Below are 20,497 nucleotides of genomic sequence, written 5' to 3'. Positions count from 1 at the left end.
ATGCAAGTGTATGTGCTTCATCATTCTACTAAATGTAACATTTGAAATACAAGGTGGGAAAAGCAAAAAAGACAACCGACATATCGGTTGCCTGTGATGAAAATGATAAAACGGTCAAGTCGTACTATAAGTGCGGGATTCCTTTTGTCTTCTCTCCCGAAAACGATTTAATTCACCAACTTCTCCGGGTTTTTCACCTTAATGGAAACGACCTCACCGCAGTTAAGACAAATCGTATACACACGTTCAGAACCAAGCGACATCTTTTTATCCAACGGCCGCAAATTAATAAAGTCTGTTGCCTCCACAAAGGATGTACCTCCGCAATCGTTACAAGTTCTAGATGTTGTTGTCATATCAAACATTCCCCTTTCTACTTATGTAATTTCAATACATCATTTCAATCATTTTAATCATTACGATGCATAATTACCCTTTCTTACATACACTAATTACCATTGGACTTGACGGTTGAAACGGCGTTTGATCCCAGTTCGCATATTGATTCTCGAGGGTAAAACCTTGCTTTTCCAGCAACTGCTGCAGTGTCTGCACATCCGTAAATCGGCAAGCAATGCGTGACGTCGTTTGGCGATGGCCCCAGTCCCGAACGGTTGTCCAGTGCATGATCTGTTTCTCGGCATCATATGTCTGGCTACCAGATACATTAACCGTAACGCCATCCACATCGACAAATGTGCCCCAGTGCTCTTCTTCTTCATCCGATAAATCATTGCCGTCCGGATTTCGCATCTCAAATGCAAATATGCCACCAGGCTCCAAATGATTATACGCCGTTTGCAGCAATGCCTGCTGGTCCTCATCGCTCAGAAAAGCCTGAAATGCATTTCCCGTCAGAAAAATCATGGAGAAGCGCTGATCAGATTCAAACGTACGCGCATCTGCTTCGATAAAAGCAACCGGCAGATCCTTCGCTTTGACTCTCGCATACGCGAGCATAGGCTCTACGATATCTACACCGCTAATTTGAACTCCTCTTTCGGCTAAATAAAGTGTGGCTAATCCTGTTCCACAAGCAAGCTCCAGCACATGTCCCGGATTTTTCTTGGCAAGTTGAAGGAAAAATTCGTATTTGTCCATCTCACCGCCAAATTCCAGATCATAGTTCATTGGATCTCGGTACTCTTCCTGATTGTTGTGATCAATCAATACGTCTCACCCATTTCCATCAAAAATGTATTTACAACAGGAATTATAACACACTATAATAGTTTACATCGAGTAAAGGTTAACGATGTGTAAACTATAAAAAAATTTGTACATGATGGAGAAGGAGAAATTTAAACGTATGCGTACCATGACACAATCCACCCGCTTTCCGATGTTTATTTTGATGTTAAATCTGTTTATTGCTTTGCTCGGACAAGGGATGCTGATTCCGATATTACCGGAGTATCTCAAGCTGTTCCATGCAGGAGGCACCGTTGCCGGATTTTTGGTGGCGGCCTTTGGCGCAGCCCAGTTTCTATTTTCTCCGCTTGGAGGACAATGGGCTGACCGTTTTGGACGTAAAAAGCTGATTATGGCAGGTATGTTTCTGGTTGTCGTGTCTGATCTTATTTTTGCGGTATCGACATCTCTGCCTCTTCTCTATATCGCTCGTTTCATCGGGGGAATCAGTCTAGGTCTGATGGTTCCAGCCAATCTGGCTTATGTTGCTGATATTACAACTCCGGAAACCCGCGCCAAGGGGATGGGTTATTTCGGTGCATCGATGAACCTGGGTATGGTGCTTGGGCCAGGTTTGGGCGGTTTTATTGCCGAGATGGGTGTGCGTATGCCGTATTTCGTCGCTTCCGGTTTGGGTTTGGTTGCTGCACTGCTCACCCTGCTCTTGCCAGAGACTCTTCCACCTGAAAAGAGAACGACCTCAACGTCGAAGAAAAAAGGGTTCACCATGGGCGAGCAAATCTGGAGTTCGTTCAAAGTTCCTTACTTTGGATACTTGTTGATTATTCTTGTGATGACCTTTGGTCTGATGAGTTATGAGACGGTCTTCTCGCTATTTGCGGAGTATAAATATGGATTCAAGGCTTCCACCATCTCGATTATTATTACAATGGGAGCGATTATCGGTATCGTGATCCAGATCTGGTTACTGGACTTTTTTGTGAAACGCTTGGGCGAAATCAAACTCATCCGTCTGTCCTTAATCATGACCCCGATTGCTCTCTTGCTCATGTTAATTAAAGTGAATCTAGTATTTCTGTTATTTGCATCAGCGCTTTATTTTGCATTTAATGCGTTCCTGCGACCAACTGTCAGCTCCCTGATATCCAAAAGCGCCGGGGATCGTCAAGGTTATGCATCAGGTTTGAATACAACGTATTCCAGCTTAGGTACTGTCTTCGGCCCACTCGTTGCCGGTCTGCTGTTTGACAAAAACGTAAACTTTCCGTATATTTTTGGTGCCTTTATGTTACTGGCAGCATTATCACTTACGATGAGTGCACAACGTTCCAGGAAAGGAAACCGATATGCAAACGAATGAGAATTGGCATCAGCAGTTAAAAAATCAGAATCGGGATGAACTGATCGAAGCGGGTAAGCACCTTTTTCTGAAACACGGTCTGCTTCAAGTAAAAATCAAAGACATTTGTGCTGAAGCGAATCTAAGTCGAGTGACCTTCTATAAACATTTTCAATCGATCGATGAGCTGTTGCTTACCATTCAGATGCAGTTGGTTGAAACCATGACTCAGCACGTCGGACAGGCTGCAAGCCCAAGTGGTAGTGGCCGTGAACAACTCGCAGCGATGCTGAACGCATGGGTTTCTTTTGCCAAGATGAATCCCGACCATATTCGTTTTATTCAACTATTCGATATCAATTATGAGGTAGTCCATTTTCAGCAAGAACTGAAAGATACCTATGAACGGTTTATTCAAAACGGTAAAGACAACCACTTCCTGCTTCATGCGTTGGTCTCAGGGGTTGCCGACGGTAGCATCCGCAATGCTACCCCTCCGCTTAAGCTGGCGCAGTTCATATTTACGGTGATGATGGGTATGCTGCAGAAGATGTTTACACACCGCTCGCATGAACTACATCAATTGGATGATCAGATGACAAAGCAGTTGGTTGATATGCTGCTGCATTATGCAGGCAATGAGGACAATGGATAGATTGAATTCGTTAGGCAAGAGTAACCCGTTTGAATAATAACCCTTTAGCTAAACTTCACAAAATAAAAGAAGCCCTCCCTCACACGTATGGTTCATTGTACTCATGCGGAAGGAAAGGCTTCTTTGTTTGCGTTTTGTGTTATGAATTTGTGACTACATCAAGCTTCAAGCTTTACACCTGTGACATATTCAAAAGCTGCTCAAACGCATGGATGTTAGTTGCAAACTCGGGTACGTTCTGTGCTTCTTCTGCGGCTTCGACCAGTTGAACGACCGTATCATTATACGGTGTTGCAATCCCGGTACCTTTAGCCTTGCTCGAAACCACGCCGTTGATATAGTGAATCTCCGTTTTACGTTGTTTCTCCAGATCCTGCAACATGCTCGCCTTAAGTAGTCTGGATGGTTCCATTACATGACGTAACGTTTCAATACGTGCGGGGACTTCCTTTTCGCTCTGTAGCTCCAATGAAGCCATATCGAATCCGTTCATCGTGACAAAAGAAACACCGTTCGCATGTCCGACCTTGATCGTTTCGTCAATGATATGAACCGCACTTCGAATGCCCGCTTCATGATCCAGAATATCTCCATACGTGCCGTTCAGTGCAGCAGATAAACCGCTAAAAGCATTGTTGATTAGCAGTTTTGACCATTTCGTGCCTACCAGATTATTCGAGATATGTGTACCTCCAACGAGATCAAGTACTTCTTTTACACGCTGAATTCGCTCGGTTGTCTCTCCATTCAATTCCCCGATCTGGAATGCGTACTGCTTGAATTGAGGATACGCCGTGGTCAGACTGGATACGCCGGGTTCCATGAATGTAGCACCAAACTCAACGGAACCCGCGATAACCCGTTCAGCTCCAACGATCGATGCCACGTTGTCTTCGGGAATTCCGTTTTGCAGAGAACATACGACACTGTCTTCATGCAGATATGGAAGCAATTCTTTCAATACAGACTCATTGTACAATTGTTTCGTTAACAACAGCACAAGATCATATTGGCCTGACTTTTGTTCAGGGGTGATGGCTTTTACTTTGGCCTGAAACTCGGTCGTTCCGGTTACTTTTGCTCCTGTCTGATTAAGCACATCGACATGTTCCTGATACGCATCAATTAACTCCACGTCCATTCCGCCATCTGCCAGATAAGCTCCAACGATGGTTCCAAGTGAACCTGCACCTACAACTGCAATTCTCATATGTGTTGCCTCCTTATTTTTCTTCCAGATAGTTATATACAGGTTGTGCTGCATTCAAAGTTAAGTTCGTCAGGATGTGTGAAGCAGACACGACTTCAAGCACTGGTAAATCAGCCAAAGGCGCAAGCGCATGCTCAAAAAGTTGTAGCCGAGCCGGGCCTGTCCAAGCTTCCTTCACCTCGATGTCGGTAATCTGGGTACGTATCAGGTCGCAGATCCGCAGATTCCCGGTATAATCGGTAGCTATTTTGATCATAAAGTTGGGACGGCAGATTTCTTTTTTCGCAAGCTCTTTGTCCATCTCCACATGTTTGAAACCCATCGTTGCTGTGGCTACGCGCAGTGATCCATAGTCCAGTGTACCGACGAGTGTGTCAGAGTCTGTGTACAGCTTGGGAGCACCGAGCTTTTTGGGATAAGCGGTTAACTCTCGGCCACTTGCAATAGCTGGGAAGTTATCCACGTACATCGAATGCACGTAATCCCCGTCTTCCCCATTAAACTGCACGGGAATGACCTGTCCAGCTTCCGTATATGCGCCAAGTCCGGAGACGTCCGGCATCCACATCACTTCGAATTTCACCAAGGGTTCGCTGATTTGCAATGGCTCAGGAACAGCTGCCCGCAGAGCCTGTTCATCCGTTCGGTAGATGATGTTCAGGTACTCGCGATTCACGAATTTATACGGTGGCATTGGATATGCCGGGGCTGTTAAAGGCGTGTTCAGGTTTTTGGCGATATTGTTCACATCGATTTTCATGAAAAAGACACCTGCCTTTGCATCGGGTTATTAGATTATTGGTTTAACTGTTGATTTGAATTTGTTGATTTGCTTATAAATAAAGTCTACATCTTTCTTTAAATTTAATATAATACATAATAAGTACTATATATATTTATTGAAATAAATAAGGAGTGCATACCAATGGAGCTTCTCCAATTGAAATATTTTCAAACCGTTGCCTACACAGAACATATCTCCAAAGCTGCTGCTCAGTTAAATATCGCTCAGCCTTCGTTAAGTCTCACCATAAAGCGGTTAGAGGACGAAATGGGTACTCCCCTTTTTCATCGAAAAGGCAGAAACATTGAGCTGAATGCCGCTGGAGAAATTTTGCTGAAACATGTGAACCGCATTTTTGTTGAGCTGGAGAATGCCAAGCTGGCCATTACGGAAAAAGAGGATGAACTGTCGAGGTTGATCCGGATCTCTATCTCCAATTCAAGATTTCTATCAGGTTTGATACGTGAGTATATCGAAGTTTTCCCCGATTCACAGCTTCATCAAGGTATTGCAAGTCGAAATGACATTATTACACAGCTGAAAAAAGGAGTTGTGGATCTGGGGATCACCGGCTACCCGGTTCAGGATGAGGAGATTGACAGCCGCGTGCTTGTCGAGGAGGACATTGTGCTTGTCTTGCCTGCTGATCATGCTTATGGCAGTGAAAAGCAAATTTCATTACACGCCGCTGCGAGTGAACCTTTTCTTTCTCTCGCCAATAACGATGAATACCGACGTTTCACCTTGATGCTGTGTGAAAGGGCAGGTTTTGTTCCTCATTTGGCATTCGAGGTCGATTCTCATACATTGGTCGAGATCATCAGACTGGATCGTGGGGTTGCACTGCTGCCTGTCTCTGTCTGTCGTAATCTTGGACTGCACTATGTGCCGATTGCTGACGATGCCGCCGTATATCCGATCAGCTTATCATGGATGAAACATCGAAACCTCTCTTCATCATTGGAACAATTCCAACAATTTATTATTTCGTATTACGCATCCAATGCCTCGATGTTTAAGGTGTAATATGAATGAGGATTCGATGGCAGGTGATTGACGCAGCCTTGCCTCTTCGGCTGACTGCTGTTCGTGTTAAAAACAAAAAAAGCCGCTAAATTAGCGGCTGAATTGAAACAATTATGGTCCGTTCCACGGGACAGTATCTTTCCTCTACTCTAATTATAACGTTTATGAAAATAGAATAACAGACTGTTTTTTCACCGATGCCTGCACTATACTGCTAAATACAAATCTAAAAGTTGAGGTGTGTCCGTAATGGATGACAAAAAAATAGTCTTAGATCCGGGTCCCTTTTTTCACGGTACCAAAGCAGAACTAAACATTGGCGATTTATTAGAGCCGCAATTTTTATCCAATTATCAAGACAAGAAGTCGAATCACATCTACTTCACCGGAACCTTAAATGCTGCTAAATGGGGTGCCGAATTAGCACGATCTGATTCAAAAGAACGAATTTACATCGTAGAACCCTTAGGAGATTTCGAAAATGATCCCAACGTAACGGATAAACGGTTCCCTGGAAACCCGACTCGATCCTATCGATCCAAATCCGCACTAAAGATCGTCGCTGAATTAGGTTCATGGGAACGACACACGGATGCAGAAATTGATCATATGACTTCATCTCTGAAAAAGTTAAGTGATGAAGGTAAAAATGTGATCTACGATTGATTTATTCAACGAGCTGATTTCAAAATGATTGGCATATTCATGATTACGCTTCATATTCAGATAAGCAAAAGAAGGAGTGGCCCGTTTAGGGCCCTCCTTCTTTTGCTTTGAAAAGACAATATTTAAAAGAATTCGTATCTATTCGTTTAGTAGGTCAAGGGGTATAAATTCGGAATTCCAGATGCTTAGATAATCTCACCATTGGACTCAATCACTTGTTTGTACCAATAGAATGAGTCTTTGCGTGTTCTATCCAGCGAACCATTACCCGCGTTGTCTTGATCAACATAGATAAAGCCATAACGTTTACCCATCTCGGATGTGGAGCAGCTGATAATATCAATCGGTCCCCAGCTGGTGAATCCCATCAGTTCCACACCGTCAGCTACCGCTTCTTTCATCTGCTCGATGTGGCTACGCAGGTAATCAATACGATAAGGATCATGTACAGATCCATCCTCTTCGAGCGTGTCCGTAGCGCCGAGCCCGTTCTCTACGATAAAGAGCGGCATCCGGTAGCGGTCATACAACCGGTTCAGTGCGATGCGAAGACCGATTGGATCGATTGGCCATCCCCATTCGGTGGCTTTCAGATGCGGGTTTTTGATCTGACTTACCAGCATACCGGAGTTGCTGTTGTCATTCGGGTCGTATTTTCCGATATACGTCATGTAATAACTGAATGCAATGAAGTCCACTGTATTGTCGCGAATAATCGCATCATCTTCAGGCTCTTTCACCAGTTCAATGCCTTGCTCTTTAAAATATCTTTGCATATAGGACGGGTACTCTCCACGCGCCTGTACTTCCGGATAGAACAGGTTCATCTGATCTTCCTTCATGGTTTGCAGCGCATCTTCCGGTTTGCTGGATGCAGCGTATGTTTCCAGACGGCAGATCATACAGCCGATTTGGGCATTAGGCATTTTCTCTTTGCCGCTTTTTACAGCCAGCGCACTTGCCACAAACTGATGATGTGTTGCTTGATAGGCTACCTGTTCCGGTGTGCCCTTGATTTTATCTTCCAAAATGCCGCCACCTGTATACAGACTGGTTAGCATCATATTCATCTCATTGAAGGTAATCCAGTATTTCACTTTATCTTTGTAACGGTCAAACAGTGTGTTCGCAAATTTTAAATACAAATCAATCATCTCGCGGCTTTCCCAGCCATTATATTTGCGGGTTAACTCAATCGGCATCTCATAGTGAGAGATCGTAACCAACGGCTCAATGCCGTATTTCAACAGTTCGTCGAACACTTTATCATAGAAAGCAAGCCCTGCTTCGTTCGGAACGGCTTCTTCTCCTGTCGGAAAAATTCGCGGCCAAGCAATGGAAAGGCGGAATACTTTGAAGCCCATCTCCGCAAACAAAGCGATATCTTCTTTGTAGCGGTGGTAGAAATCTACTCCATTCCGTTTCGGGAAATACACGTCACTGTTGCCGCTCAAATATTGCTCCAATTCCACGGAATTGACGTCGAACGTAAAATCTTTGCCATTTCGCTCCTCATGGGGAACATAAGGTGCCATGTCAGAGGTAGAAAGTCCTTTGCCGTCAGCATCAAATGCGCCTTCCAGCTGATTGGCAGCGGTAGCACCGCCCCATAGGAAGCCTTTAGGAAAAGTGTGTTTTGTCGTTTGTGTCATGATGGTTTCTCTCCTTTTTTTATTTACACGTGCCACTTCAATGACAGATTAACCTTCCCATCGCTGTTATCCCCATATTTTTTTGAATTATTTTTTAGTTGAGAAATATGGTGATAAGCATATGCTTCCGAAGCAGCTTTCTTACAGAAAGCTTTTAGGCGATCGCGTTGCTTTTTCAGGTTATTTCTGTCCTCTCCGTTTTTGTGTAAATATATCGTTAAATTTTATAACTCGGTAAAATAGAAAGCCTTCATTCGTTTAGTAATAAGCTTAACGAACGGTGAGTAGCAGTAATTCATTCATTGGAACCACCCCCTTCACCTGAACGGGTACTACGTCAAGATAATCTGGCGTGTTGGCTACAATAACCGGGGTGGTCAGATCAATACCAGCGGCTTGAATGCTCTTGATATCAAATTCCAGCAATAAATCACCCTTGTTCACTCGTTGTCCGATAACAACCTTCTCTTCAAAAAACTTGCCTTTCAGGGACACTGTGTTAAGTCCAACATGAATGAGAATGTCGATTCCGCTGGAGGAAGTCAGCATGATGGCATGTTTGCTTTTCGCGATCATTGTGACCGTTCCGTCAAATGGTGCGGTTACACGGCCTTCTTTTGGAAAAATAGCAATTCCTTTTCCCGTCATTTCCTCTGCAAACGTAGGATCAGGCAGTTCTTTCAGTGAGACCAGTTCACCGGTAAGCGGGCTGAATATTTCACCTTTCTTTTCCTCAATCGAATGAACGGTCACAGGCGGTGTTGCAGGTATTTGATTAGACTGATTTGTTGTTTCTGATCGTTTTGCTGATTCCGATGCTGTTGTTGGAGCTATTGCTGACGAACTTGCCCCAGCAGGTTGCTGCGTAATCGGTTCATTCCACTTGAGCAACAAGGTCACTGTAAACGAAACTACGAAGCTGATACCCACACCGATGAGCGCGTACCAGAAATTGGCCATCCCCCCATTTGGACCAATGTATAAAGGCAATGACAGCAGACCCGGAACGGCAAAACCGAAACATTTTAGCCCTACCGCTGTAATAAATCCACCGCCGGCTGCTCCACCGATGATCGAAGCATAGAACGGCTTTTTCAGCTTCAACGTTACTCCATAGATTGCAGGCTCTGTGATGCCCAGAAAAGCAGATATACCGCTGGATAAAGCAATTGATTTCATCGATTTGTTTTTAGTTTTGAGGAATACCGCCATTACGGCACCAGCTTGACTCATATTGGCTACAAGATTAAGCGGCAGTAACAGCACGTCGTAACCGAGTTTGCTCAAATTCTGTAATGTTCCCGGGAAAAATGCATAATGCATACCCGTCATAACGATCACTGGCATAAGTCCGCCCAGCACGATTCCTGTTAATGGGCCAGAGTGAGCAAAGAGCCAGGATGTACCGATCTCCAGATAGATGCCGATGTAATTGCCAAGCGGCCCGATGGCGATTAACAGAATCGGGACGGTAATCACCAGCACGATCATTGAGGTGAAGATGACTTTAACCGGACCAGGAATGAAACGATCCACCCAGCGATGTACATAACTGAGAAGCCACACCCCGAGAATAATCGGAATGACAGACTGGGTGTAATTCACGATCGACACCGGCAGAGATAGAAAACGAATCGGCTCCAGATGATTTTCAAGATAAGCATTCAAAATGGTTGGATATAATAGTGTACCTGCAAGAGTCAAGGCGATATATTCATTGACTTTAAACTTCCGCGCAGACGATACAGCGAGCAGGAAAGGCAAGAAATAAAAGGCCGCATTGGCTATGGACGCCAAAATCTGATACTCACCGCTAGTCTCTTGAATAACTCCCAGAGTAACAAGTAATGCGAGAATGCCCTTCAGCATCCCGGTACCTACAATGGCTGGAAGAATCGGGGTGAAAATACCCGAGATCGTATCCAGTACGGCATTAAGACCTCTTGAACGCGGCGGTTCTGCTTCTCTCTCCGTTGCACCAGCTTGTTTCAACTGATCCTCCAGCTCTTCATAGACGGCTGCAACTTTGTTGCCAATTACAACCTGGAACTGATCGTTTTGGAACTGTGCCCCAAGAACACCATCCAGTGCGCGTATCTGTTCAAGCTGCACTTTCTTTTCTTCACGCACATTAAAGCGCAATCGAGTGATACAATGCCAGGCTTGCGTAATATTTTCCTGCCCTCCTGTTAATCGGATGATCTCTTTGGACAACTCCCGGTGATTCATGCTGCTTCCTCCTTTTTTGGCGAAAAAAAAACCAAATGTAAACCCGCCCCGCTACTGAAGCGGAATCGGAAACATTTGGTGGTGCCTGATCGAATCAGTAACACTCCATATTCAATTAACGTGGTAATGGAATATCTTCTAAGAGCTGTTTTGAGGTCAACCCGTGTCGGTACGGGATGTTACTCTTTCGATGTGGATCATAAGGTATACCATCTCATCGGGAGTAATTACAAATCCGCGTTGCTCTTCCATCGTCTCCTTGATCTTGAGTGCGCATTGGAAGCTATCTGGATATCGATCCGACAATACGTCATATAAAAACTGCTGATCCTTGAATGAGAGCACTTCCCGGTTCATTTGCCGAACGATGAAGTATCTCAGATGGGTAATAAACCTGGAAAAATCAGCAGACTCCTGATTCAGTGCCCTTCCAAAATGATCGGTCATGATCCCAAGAATGTCATTGATCATCTGTGTAATCTTGATCGTCTGATTCATGCTACCCGAATCAAATTGTGAATTCACAAAATGAAGAGCAATGGAGCCGGCCTCACCCACAGGCAATGCGACCAGAAAAGCTTCATTGATCTTGCGTACGGCCAACTCACCAGCGCGGTATTCTGCAGGATACAGATGGCGAATATCCCAGTGTAGCGGATTTTGCATGTCCACCCCTTTCCTGAAACGATCCAGAGCAAAATGAATATGATCCGCAAGCGTTAATAGGATAGAATCATTCAGCTTTTTCCCGATGATCTCCCTGCCTTCTTCTATAATCTGATCCGTGATATCGATAACTTGCAGAGGGATATCGCTAAGAAATTGCTCGACTCGCTGATATTTATCATTCGAGCCGATCCGGAACGTTTTCTGAATCTGGCTGTGCTCGATCGGCTGTCCCTTTACTTTTTTGAAGCCTACACCTGTTCCAATGACAATGACTTCACAGCCTTCGGCATCCTCCGCCAGGGCGATATTGTTGTTTAACGATTTCTTGAACCTCATGATGTTTTCACCCCCATATATGCAAAAAGCACCACCATGGCCAGGTACACAAGAAAATAAACTTGTGAGATCCAGACTGTGGTGGTGCCTGATCGAATCAGTGACACTCCTTATTTAGCTGTATTCTATACCAGCCATGTAATCGTTGTCAATACCATAACGCTGGAATGGGTATATGCTTCGTTTAAGTCGGCTTTTACACTTACCTTATATAGGTTGATACCAAATTGCACATTCTATTCTTCTGAAGTGTTGTTTTCTAGAGCATTATCATAATAATATCGAATCAGAATGTCCTGATCATAGTTGCCAAACCCTTTTCCAAATAGGGTCAGCCCACCTCGACCTGCTGCGCTCTCTTCGGGTTTTAAGCCAAATGTCCAATAGGTAGCTGCTCGTAGATTCAGATCCGAGATCGTGACATCCGAAATTTGTTGACCATCTATAAACGTACCATCCTCGTTGATGCGCAGTACTTTTAACACGCCGTATTGATTCACATCCAGTTTCCACCATAGTGGAGTATGCTTGCCCTTTCGGTCTCCGAAATCGCCAGGACTTGTCCATGTACCGAGATCATTGCCGTTAAGCGTAAAACGAATATCGGAAGGCCAGTTTTCATTAACCTTGGGCGCTTCCGAGCTAAGTTCGAGTGAAAGTTCAATCTCGCGAAGATGCTGATCATTGTGAAGATAATTGGGAATCTTATATTCGAGAAAACCTCGTGCCATCCACAGAATTGCCGCGTTAACCCGATCAGGGTCCATAAAACAGGCAGGTGTGTCGTATTGGCCGATCATCTGAGTTGTCGTTGCCAGCCCGCAGGTCGGCCATGCTTCGTAATCCGTGTAATGCCCAACGGGTATAGACACTTCATAATACGATGCATCCATAGGTACTGAAGGTGATAAATTAATCGTCATGAACTCTTTTACAATATAACAATATTTGTAGGTCCCCCCGTTCTCTCGTTTCATTCGGCTACCTACAATGCCAGCCTTCTGAAGTTTGCTAACATGTGTACTGACAATGGCTTTGCTCAGATAGAGCTCTTGGGCGAGTGCGTTGATATGCATTTCCCTATTCTCTAGCAACAAACGTACAATATTTAAACGAGGTTCACTTGCCAGCGCCTCGTAGACAAGCAATGAAGATGCATCTGTTCCAAGCATCATCGACTTCACTTCCTTTTGTATATTCAGCTTTTATATCAACTTGTACATTTGGTATCTCATTTCTCACATTTAGAATTCGCTATTTAGCGAACTGTGTAAAATGAACTTGCTCTGTATATCCGCATTATGATACATATTAGATAACAAATCAATGTATTGATTTTGCTTTTAGGCGAATTCAATATAGATTAGTGATATCATATGACATTACAAACGATGATATGTATTACAAAATCAATCACGTGCACTATAAAATTAATCTTATGGAGGTTTTCACTATGCTTAAATCCAAAATGCTGATCGATAAAGACTTTCAGATTGCTGAAGTAGACCCTCGTGTCTACGGTTCATTTATTGAACATCTGGGACGTGCCGTGTATGGCGGTATTTATGATCCAGGTCATCCAACCGCAGATGCACAAGGCTTCCGTCAGGATGCTATTGAAGCAATTAAAGCGCTTAACGTACCCATCGTTCGTTATCCGGGCGGCAATTTCGTATCCGGTTACAACTGGGAAGACGGCGTGGGTCCAGTAGCTGACCGTAAACGTAGACTTGAGCTGGCTTGGTGGACGATTGAAACCAATGCTGTGGGCACGAACGAATTTGCTGATTGGGCCAAGCTGGCAGGTACGGAAGTGATGATGGCTGTTAACTTGGGAACCCGCGGTATCGATGCAGCTCGAAATCTGGTTGAATATTGCAACCACCCTTCCGGAACGTACTGGAGTGACCTGCGTATCTCTCACGGATATAAAGATCCACATAAATTCAAAACATGGTGCCTCGGTAATGAGATGGACGGTCCTTGGCAGATTGGTGCGATGACCGCATATGAATATGGCCGTATTGCCAATGAAACAGCCAAAGCGATGAAATGGGTTGATCCAGAGATCGAGCTCGTTGCATGTGGTAGCTCCAGCCGTGACATGAAGACATTTGCAGATTGGGAAGCAACCGTGCTTGATCTTACCTATGAAAATGTAGACTACTTGTCTCTGCATCAGTATTACAATAACAATAAAGACAACACGTATGATTTCCTTGCAACCTCACTGGATCTGGATCAATTTATTGATAGTGTGGCTTCGATCTGTGATTTTGTACAAGCCAAAAAACGGAGCAAAAAGAAATTGATGCTCTCCCTGGATGAATGGAATGTGTGGAAATCCATTGGTACAAGCCGTATGGAAGAACGCTGGCAGATTGCACCTCCAGAGTTCGAAGATGTGTACACGCATGAAGATGCGCTGGCTGTAGGTTGTTACCTGATCACCATTCTCAAACATGCTGACCGTGTAAAAATGGCTTGCCTTGCGCAGTTGATTAACACGATCGCACCAATCATGACGGAAAATAACGGCGCAATCTGGTTACAAACGACGTATTTCCCGTTCCTGCACGCCTCCAACTTCGGACGTGGTACAGTTCTGCGTTCCATCACATCTTCACCGAAATATGATTCCAAAGACTTCACGGATGTACCTTATCTGGAATCGATCAGTGTGCATGATGAGGAAAATGGCACCATTACCATCTTTGCGGTGAACAGACATCTTGACGAGTCAATGGAACTGAATGTTGATCTTCGCTCCTTCGGAGAAACGACATTTGTGGAGCACATTGTCCTGGAAAGCAACGACCTGAAAGCAAGCAATACCAAAGAAAACCCACGTAACGTATTGCCTCACAACGGCGGACATACAACCGTCGATCAAGGTAAAGTACAAGCTGTATTGAACAAAGCATCATGGAACGTGATCCGTTTGAAAACAAAACAAGCTTAATCCCGCAAATCGCGCAATATCCAAAAGCCCAGAGCATACCTGCTTCTGGGCTTTAACCTTGGCATAGCCTTTAAGGAATCCAATTTTGATTGATTTTGTTCCAAGCCAGGAAGGTTCACCGCAGGCGTGCCGGAGTACGTCAGTAGAGTGACACAGCGGGGACAAAGAGGCGATAAAAGAAGCACTTCAGTGGGTTTAAGACACACACTTATGTAGCTTAGATATGTGGCTTGGGTGTCTAACCTAAATTCTAACGATCTCAGCGGAGCTTATTTGGCTCCTTTGAGGTCATTTTTTATTCTAACGATCACAGGAAACGCTATTTTGGACAATTTGGGTGTTTTTAAGGTGAAATCACGTCTTTTCAACAAAATAAGCTCTCTCAGAATCGTTAGAATGTTCAAAGCTCAATATCTACCCAAATAAGCTTCCTGGTGATCGTTAGCACGTTTGGCTTAAAAAACTTCTCTTCACATGAAGTACGGAGAGCAACTTGCCACGAGTTAAAGAAATTTATCTTACATGTTATGCTACATTCGACTTTTAAAGTTAATCTAACAGGCTTTGAGGATCATTTCTTCACCCTAAAGAAATCGAACTTGATTACATAATCAAACAGAGACGTTATTGCAATCGCTCCAAGCGGTAACAATAAATATACCCAGTAATTTGGAATGATTTTTCTGTAATACTTAACAATGCTCCCTCCACTCGAAAATTCTGAATTCACTGAATCTACTCTCCCTTATTGAATCTTTATCAAATTCGAAAAAAACTTAAACGATAAAAAAAAGCCGCTATAATAGCGACTTAGGAGCGCTTACTTATCTTCTCTCCTGCTCAAACATCAACATGTTCTTTATACTGTACTTTTTTACTTGTTTACTCTTGTTACCCCCGTTGAATTTCCGCTTCAGCCTCATCTTCATTTTCTTGAGCTTGGCTTGCGGGTGACATCAAACCTTGCACAGCTCCCATAAACGGCTGGATTTGTTTAATCATGCCGTAGCCCATTTTCACAACAGGCACAAAACGCTGAATCATGCCGAACAAACGCATGCCGCCTCCAAGCATACCTCCAAATGATCCGGCTCCGCCGAGGCCGCCCAACAAGGAGCCCATCATAGGCATGAAGGATGATACTTGCGCTTGACGTGACGTCCTACGGGAAGTTATTCGAGATGATGCGGATGACTTGCGGGAATGATTGACTTTTTTTCGTCTCGGGGAGGATGCGTTTTTATTCGCTCCGGTAGCCCGGGGTTTCATTTTAGGCGAATTACTCCGTGCAGCAACTGTTTTCCTTGCTGGGGACGTTGGAGTTTGTGTTAATTTTCCGCCTCCGGTAAGCTCTACGCCTTCGTTACTCACGCCAGAGATGTACCCGATGTACGTCTCACCATTATGAAGAGTCACGCAGACCGGACGATCCTTGAATCGTTTTGCCTTGACGTGTATTTCATTGGTCTTAGCCATGGTATTCACCTCACTCGACTTGATCTACTTCAGTCTACGCGTTGGGTGGACGACTTGCCTGTGCGAATAGCACATCCGTGTGCCGAAAGTATGAAGATACGGATGCTGTCAACACGGCTCATACCATACAGATTACTGAACCCAACCTAGATCATAAATAGCGTTAACCGATAAGAGAAAGCCAACAATCCCTATAATCCAGGCTGCAGCACGCTGAGCATTTTTCATCAGCCAATTATCTATTTTTGCTAAAGGTTGTTTTAAAAAAGGGTAAGCGAGCAATCGTCCTGCCAGCAAAATGAACGCAGGTAATATCATAACCAAACAATATCCCAGTAGGAGGATACCCGACATAGGCCAAGCAGGTCCTTCCGTCACTAATATGCCAATGGCTGCGAGATAAGGCAGCATTGTTCCCAGTTCCAGGATGACCGCAGTCAGTGCAAGTCCAACAAGTATAGTAATAGAGATTTTGCTGGAAACCGCCTCCCCTGTAAAGCGAGTCCTCCATTTGAAAATATAACCGCCCCCACTCGCTGCACGTTCCGCAGCACGAGCACGGGATTTCTTGGTATCCATGAGTTGGCTTATGATCATTAACAATATGCCTATCGCCAATTGTCCTAACAGGAATGGTTTAGATACCATTAGAGGTGCGTAGTTGTTTAGAAATGCATCCGTTCCAAACATAATAATCAGGCCAATTGCAAAGTAACAACCGGACACTGTGAATAAATAGATCAAAAACCGATCTACTCGAACACGCCCGGGTGTCATCAGTAACCAGACAGGAATCAAGAGAGTGCCCAAACTCGTTGAATCTATTAGTGCCAGCAGTACAAGGGTAGATAGTATTGCTGTTAACGTCATGATGTGCCTCACTCTCTGTTATGATTTTAACCACTTGCTGGAACAAAATAGTAGAACATAGAACAGGACCTCCACCTCCGAGTGAAGTTATCCTGGCCCCAGCTGGAACTTCTTCTCACAGACAGCCTTCGCATCGCTCCCTCGGGACTTGTGAGATGCCACTAACTCTCCATCATACTTAATGGAACAGCTTATCCAGCTTGCACTGTCATCTGCTTTTGCCCTAACATGAGTGGAGATCAGAGGGATGAACGTATCTTTTGGAATAACAAATCTCTCTTGATATGGAACTTCAATCGTATCCCAATATACACTCTCCGGATTTTTTCGAGCATTGATGGCTACCTCCAGATCAGATGCTGAATTAACATCACTTTCAACAAGTACCTCAACGACGATTCCATCCGAGTCATGCGCTGTATTTTGTTTGGACTCCTCATGATTCAGTTCATTTACAGTATCTTCTGCTGTCATTCCACAAGCTGTAAATAACATGATTAGACCTGAGAGCAATAATAGAAGCCAAAACTTTTTACTTCCAATCCTCTTTTGTTTACTCTCCATCATGAGCGTTGTCCTCTCGTTGTGTTAGAAAAAAGCGGATCATCTCATCAACATAGGACGTGAATTCTTCATCCATGCCCATGACTACAGGCTCAGAAGCATTTGTTGGATTGATAAGTTCCCAATACTTGTCGAGTAATTTTTCATCATGATCAAATAGCTCCAATACTGTTTCATACAATTGCTTCGCAATGACTTGAACCTCTTCAGAATAGGGAGATGAGGGCATTACGGATCGTACACGTTGGAAAATAGTTAAAAGTTCCTCCATCCGCGGATCGTTACTCCCGAGAATAGGCAGATGATTCAGTATATCCATTTCCCTGGATGTTAACTGTAAATCATCGCTGAATTCGGCACGAATTATTCCTTCAGAGAGCGGCCGATCCTCCATTTGGGAAATAATCTGCAATAAACTTTCGAGATCGCTCATTCCTCCGAATTTCAACGTATGAAGGGTTGATCTGAGATAATATTGCTTCCGGCTTAATTCTTCTTTTTTCTGTTCAATCAGCTCTATTTGTTCGTTTAAAGAGGCTACCCAGTTTTCATGTTCTCCCTTATTTTCTTGGTTCTGAAACAGTTCTTTAATCTGTTCTAATGTATAGCCGATGGACTTCAACAGAAGAATTTTTTGCAGGCGAAGAATGGCACTTTCATCATAGTATCGATACCCATTCTCCGTAATAAGTGTCGGTTGTAACAGTTCGATCTGTTCATAATAATGAAGTGTTCTTTTGCTAATATTTGTTTTTTTCGCTAATTCTCCGATCAGAATCATGCTTACCTCCCCTTCCTGAAAACATTATAAACAATAACGTATACGTTAGGGTAAAGTCCTAAATTATCAATAAATAATTACGGCTGAGCAAAAACAAAAAAAGACGATGCTAGGCATCGTCCCCGTGGTGCTACAGTCGTTCTCTCTGGTTGATTTTCACTCTATCATTGCGCCTGCTGTTCCTTAGAGTAATATCTTTCATATTCTTTCGTCATCGCGTATCGATTAACTCCTTTACTAGCTTGTACGGCTTGCGCAGCCAACTCTTCGGCTTCCTTGTAATGATTCAGCTTACGCTCAATTTCGGCTAGAAGGGCAAATTGCATCCACACTCTTTTAATGGAACTTAAATGCTCTCTGGCTCGTTCAGTCTCTCCTTCTTCGATCAGGACAAACGTTTCATAGTATGTACGATAAACCGATTTACGCATCTCGCGTACCGCTTTTCTCACGGTAAACAGATCCTTCCGGTAAGCACCGTATGCTGCCTGATAGTTGGCCATCGTCGACTTGCTGGCTGATGTATTGCTCATCAGCTTTTCCATCGTGAGCTCAACTTCTTCATCCAACCTGTTGGCTGTCGCATAATTAATATAAATATAGGGCGCATTTTGTTTTCTTCTTAAAAAAGCCTCCAACCGATCCATACGTCTTTCCCAGACCATAGGATATAAAACAAAAATGCTAAACATAATGAGTCCAGCAACCAGCACTGTACCTAACACTAGTAAAATCGATTGGTCATTCAACAACATCACAAGCGTGTAAACAAATATAGCAACATAAGAAACAATTTCCCACCTACTCACTCCCGGCCTTCATTCCTTTCATGATGGATTACTTGTAGAACGGATAATCAAGATACCTTTATAGAAATTACTATTATACCAGAAGTACCAGGTCTTTTTGTATAATTTTAGGTGATAAAATAAAATACGCGTATTGAAGAATACGGATAAAACAAAATAAAACTCCAAAAAGGCGATGCGCACATCACTATTAAGAGTTATTTCTTCATATTTTAATTGAACCTTCTGTTGCCTGAGAAACTTGCTTAGGAATCTGCTCTTTTTCATCCAGCAGTTTTTCAATAAATATTTTGGTGTCCTGTAGCCTTTGGATCTCCGTCTCCGTGTCTCTCAGCGCCTGTCCGAAAATCGGGGTGATCTGCTCGGCTGTCAGATGTGACAGGCATTCTGTGAAAACATAAAAATGAAAGACAAACCATTTCGCGGTTTGCCCTCACGTTCACGTAAGTTTTTTTTGTTAACATTCCGAAAAAAAAGTGCGGTTTGCTCGCCTATCTTTTGGACTTCATATTTCCTTTGTGATACGCGCTAATCAGCATAGGGATGGCGATCAGCAAACTGACGATAATCGGTACAATGGATGCCTCCAGTCCGAAGCTTCCACCTGTCAACCATGGTGATCCGGTTAGCTGTACATCAAAAAAGCCTTGTGTCGCTATGCCCGATACCGGTATTCCCAGCATTCCCTCCAGTGCATTCCATGCAAAATGAAGTCCCATGACAAACCACAGATTACGCCGCCACAGAAACCCGGCTCCGAGCAAAATGCCTGCCTCAATGACAATGGCAACTGAACTCCAAAGTGTTGCTCCGGGATTTGGCAGATGAGCCAAACCGAAAAATAGTGAAGTTATTGCCAAAGCAAACCAGCTTCCAAGTCGTTTTTCAATTGCTTGCAGGAATAGGCCTCGAAAGATCAATTCCTCCACAATGGCCGCACCAATCGCTAAAGCCAAAATAGAACCAACCGCGTTCGTCGCTGACCATGTAAAGCTGTATCCACCAAGCAACGTGATGATCCCGACAGAAACCCCAATCAAGATAAGACCAACTCCCGAGCCTAATATCAACTCGATTCCTGCATGTCGAAGTTGTAATTCCTGTACCTTGCGCCCTGCCATGAATTTCATTACTAACCAGTAGATCGCAATGGAGACGATACCTCCAGCAAGTGCCAGCATAATCGACAGTATGCCTTGCGAATCAACGAACAACTTTTGGGTCATGAAGCTGGACAGGCCCAGGAGAATAACACCTGTAAACATCCATACGAGCGGGAACTGCATTATTTTCCTCACTTCAACCGAACCTCCTCAC

At 43.9% G+C, this 20,497-nt stretch carries 19 protein-coding genes; 5 read left to right on the top strand and 14 right to left on the bottom strand.

Annotated elements, in window-relative coordinates; genetic code table 11:
• Positions 1-167: 167 nt before the first annotated feature.
• Positions 168-356: a hypothetical protein gene (locus tag M3629_RS07575; protein WP_154985372.1), complete on the bottom strand. Its 189-nt coding sequence runs from the start codon at positions 354-356 to the stop codon at positions 168-170.
• A gap of 73 nt (positions 357-429) precedes the next feature.
• On the bottom strand, positions 430-1,170 hold the full coding sequence (locus M3629_RS07570) for a class I SAM-dependent methyltransferase (RefSeq protein ID WP_251503732.1): 741 nt from the start codon (positions 1,168-1,170) through the stop codon (positions 430-432).
• A 139-nt stretch (positions 1,171-1,309) separates the two neighbouring features.
• Between M3629_RS07570 and M3629_RS07565 the strand changes: the two genes are divergently transcribed.
• A complete protein-coding gene (locus M3629_RS07565) occupies positions 1,310-2,512 on the top strand; it encodes an MFS transporter (RefSeq protein WP_251503730.1) in 1,203 nt (400 codons plus the stop codon).
• On the top strand, positions 2,499-3,146 hold the full coding sequence (locus M3629_RS07560; protein WP_251503728.1) for a TetR/AcrR family transcriptional regulator: 648 nt from the start codon (positions 2,499-2,501) through the stop codon (positions 3,144-3,146). Before M3629_RS07565 ends, M3629_RS07560 begins: the two co-directional genes overlap by 14 nt.
• A gap of 172 nt (positions 3,147-3,318) precedes the next feature.
• Here the strand turns inward: M3629_RS07560 and M3629_RS07555 are convergent, their stop codons facing one another.
• Together M3629_RS07555 and M3629_RS07550 are read right to left on the bottom strand one after the other, a co-directional pair.
• Positions 3,319-4,356: a ketopantoate reductase family protein gene (locus M3629_RS07555; RefSeq protein ID WP_251503726.1), complete on the bottom strand. Its 1,038-nt coding sequence runs from the start codon at positions 4,354-4,356 to the stop codon at positions 3,319-3,321.
• A gap of 13 nt (positions 4,357-4,369) precedes the next feature.
• Positions 4,370-5,116: an acetoacetate decarboxylase gene (locus tag M3629_RS07550; RefSeq protein WP_251503724.1), complete on the bottom strand. Its 747-nt coding sequence runs from the start codon at positions 5,114-5,116 to the stop codon at positions 4,370-4,372.
• Positions 5,117-5,281: 165 nt separating this feature from the next.
• Between M3629_RS07550 and M3629_RS07545 the strand changes: the two genes are divergently transcribed.
• Together M3629_RS07545 and arr are read left to right on the top strand one after the other, a co-directional pair.
• Positions 5,282-6,166, top strand: a complete 885-nt coding sequence (locus M3629_RS07545) for a LysR family transcriptional regulator (RefSeq protein ID WP_154888978.1) — start codon at positions 5,282-5,284, stop codon at positions 6,164-6,166.
• A gap of 249 nt (positions 6,167-6,415) precedes the next feature.
• Entirely contained in the window at positions 6,416-6,832 is a 417-nt protein-coding gene (arr, locus tag M3629_RS07540; protein WP_154888981.1) for an NAD(+)--rifampin ADP-ribosyltransferase, read from the top strand.
• 185 nt (positions 6,833-7,017) lie between these two features.
• Here arr and M3629_RS07535 read toward each other — a convergent pair whose 3' ends face one another.
• The 4 genes from M3629_RS07535 to M3629_RS07520 form a co-directional block, all read right to left on the bottom strand.
• Positions 7,018-8,484, bottom strand: a complete 1,467-nt coding sequence (locus M3629_RS07535; protein WP_251503721.1) for a glycoside hydrolase family 1 protein — start codon at positions 8,482-8,484, stop codon at positions 7,018-7,020.
• A gap of 270 nt (positions 8,485-8,754) precedes the next feature.
• Entirely contained in the window at positions 8,755-10,713 is a 1,959-nt protein-coding gene (locus tag M3629_RS07530) for a beta-glucoside-specific PTS transporter subunit IIABC (RefSeq protein WP_251503717.1), read from the bottom strand.
• Between the two features lie 156 nt (positions 10,714-10,869).
• Positions 10,870-11,718, bottom strand: a complete 849-nt coding sequence (gene licT / locus M3629_RS07525) for a BglG family transcription antiterminator LicT (protein ID WP_251503714.1) — start codon at positions 11,716-11,718, stop codon at positions 10,870-10,872.
• A 236-nt stretch (positions 11,719-11,954) separates the two neighbouring features.
• Positions 11,955-12,893: an ArsR/SmtB family transcription factor gene (locus tag M3629_RS07520; RefSeq protein WP_251503711.1), complete on the bottom strand. Its 939-nt coding sequence runs from the start codon at positions 12,891-12,893 to the stop codon at positions 11,955-11,957.
• 278 nt (positions 12,894-13,171) lie between these two features.
• Between M3629_RS07520 and M3629_RS07515 the strand changes: the two genes are divergently transcribed.
• Positions 13,172-14,680, top strand: a complete 1,509-nt coding sequence (locus M3629_RS07515; protein WP_186812399.1) for an alpha-N-arabinofuranosidase — start codon at positions 13,172-13,174, stop codon at positions 14,678-14,680.
• Positions 14,681-15,571: 891 nt separating this feature from the next.
• Here the strand turns inward: M3629_RS07515 and M3629_RS07510 are convergent.
• The 6 genes from M3629_RS07510 to M3629_RS07485 all read right to left on the bottom strand — a co-directional run bounded on the left by M3629_RS07510 (position 15,572) and on the right by M3629_RS07485 (position 20,478).
• A complete protein-coding gene (locus M3629_RS07510) occupies positions 15,572-16,156 on the bottom strand; it encodes a hypothetical protein (RefSeq protein WP_154985352.1) in 585 nt (194 codons plus the stop codon).
• 132 nt (positions 16,157-16,288) lie between these two features.
• The gene (locus tag M3629_RS07505; protein ID WP_251503708.1) at positions 16,289-17,026 is read right to left on the bottom strand and encodes a GAP family protein; all 738 of its coding nucleotides are present in this window, start codon (positions 17,024-17,026) and stop codon (positions 16,289-16,291) included.
• Between the two features lie 87 nt (positions 17,027-17,113).
• Positions 17,114-17,593: a hypothetical protein gene (locus M3629_RS07500; protein WP_251503705.1), complete on the bottom strand. Its 480-nt coding sequence runs from the start codon at positions 17,591-17,593 to the stop codon at positions 17,114-17,116.
• Entirely contained in the window at positions 17,580-18,371 is a 792-nt protein-coding gene (locus M3629_RS07495) for a MerR family transcriptional regulator (RefSeq protein WP_251503702.1), read from the bottom strand. Before M3629_RS07495 ends, M3629_RS07500 begins: the two co-directional genes overlap by 14 nt.
• Positions 18,372-18,535: 164 nt before the next feature.
• The gene (locus M3629_RS07490; RefSeq protein WP_251503700.1) at positions 18,536-19,180 is read right to left on the bottom strand and encodes a hypothetical protein; all 645 of its coding nucleotides are present in this window, start codon (positions 19,178-19,180) and stop codon (positions 18,536-18,538) included.
• Positions 19,181-19,671: 491 nt separating this feature from the next.
• A complete protein-coding gene (locus tag M3629_RS07485) occupies positions 19,672-20,478 on the bottom strand; it encodes a CPBP family intramembrane glutamic endopeptidase (RefSeq protein ID WP_251503693.1) in 807 nt (268 codons plus the stop codon).
• Between the last annotated feature and the right edge of the window lie 19 nt (positions 20,479-20,497).

The sequence above is a fragment of the Paenibacillus polysaccharolyticus genome (assembly GCF_023714295.1).
Lineage (GTDB): Bacteria > Bacillota > Bacilli > Paenibacillales > Paenibacillaceae > Paenibacillus > Paenibacillus polysaccharolyticus_A.
The sequence above is the reverse complement of the archived record's forward strand: the minus strand, read 5'-3'. Positions and strand labels throughout refer to the sequence as shown.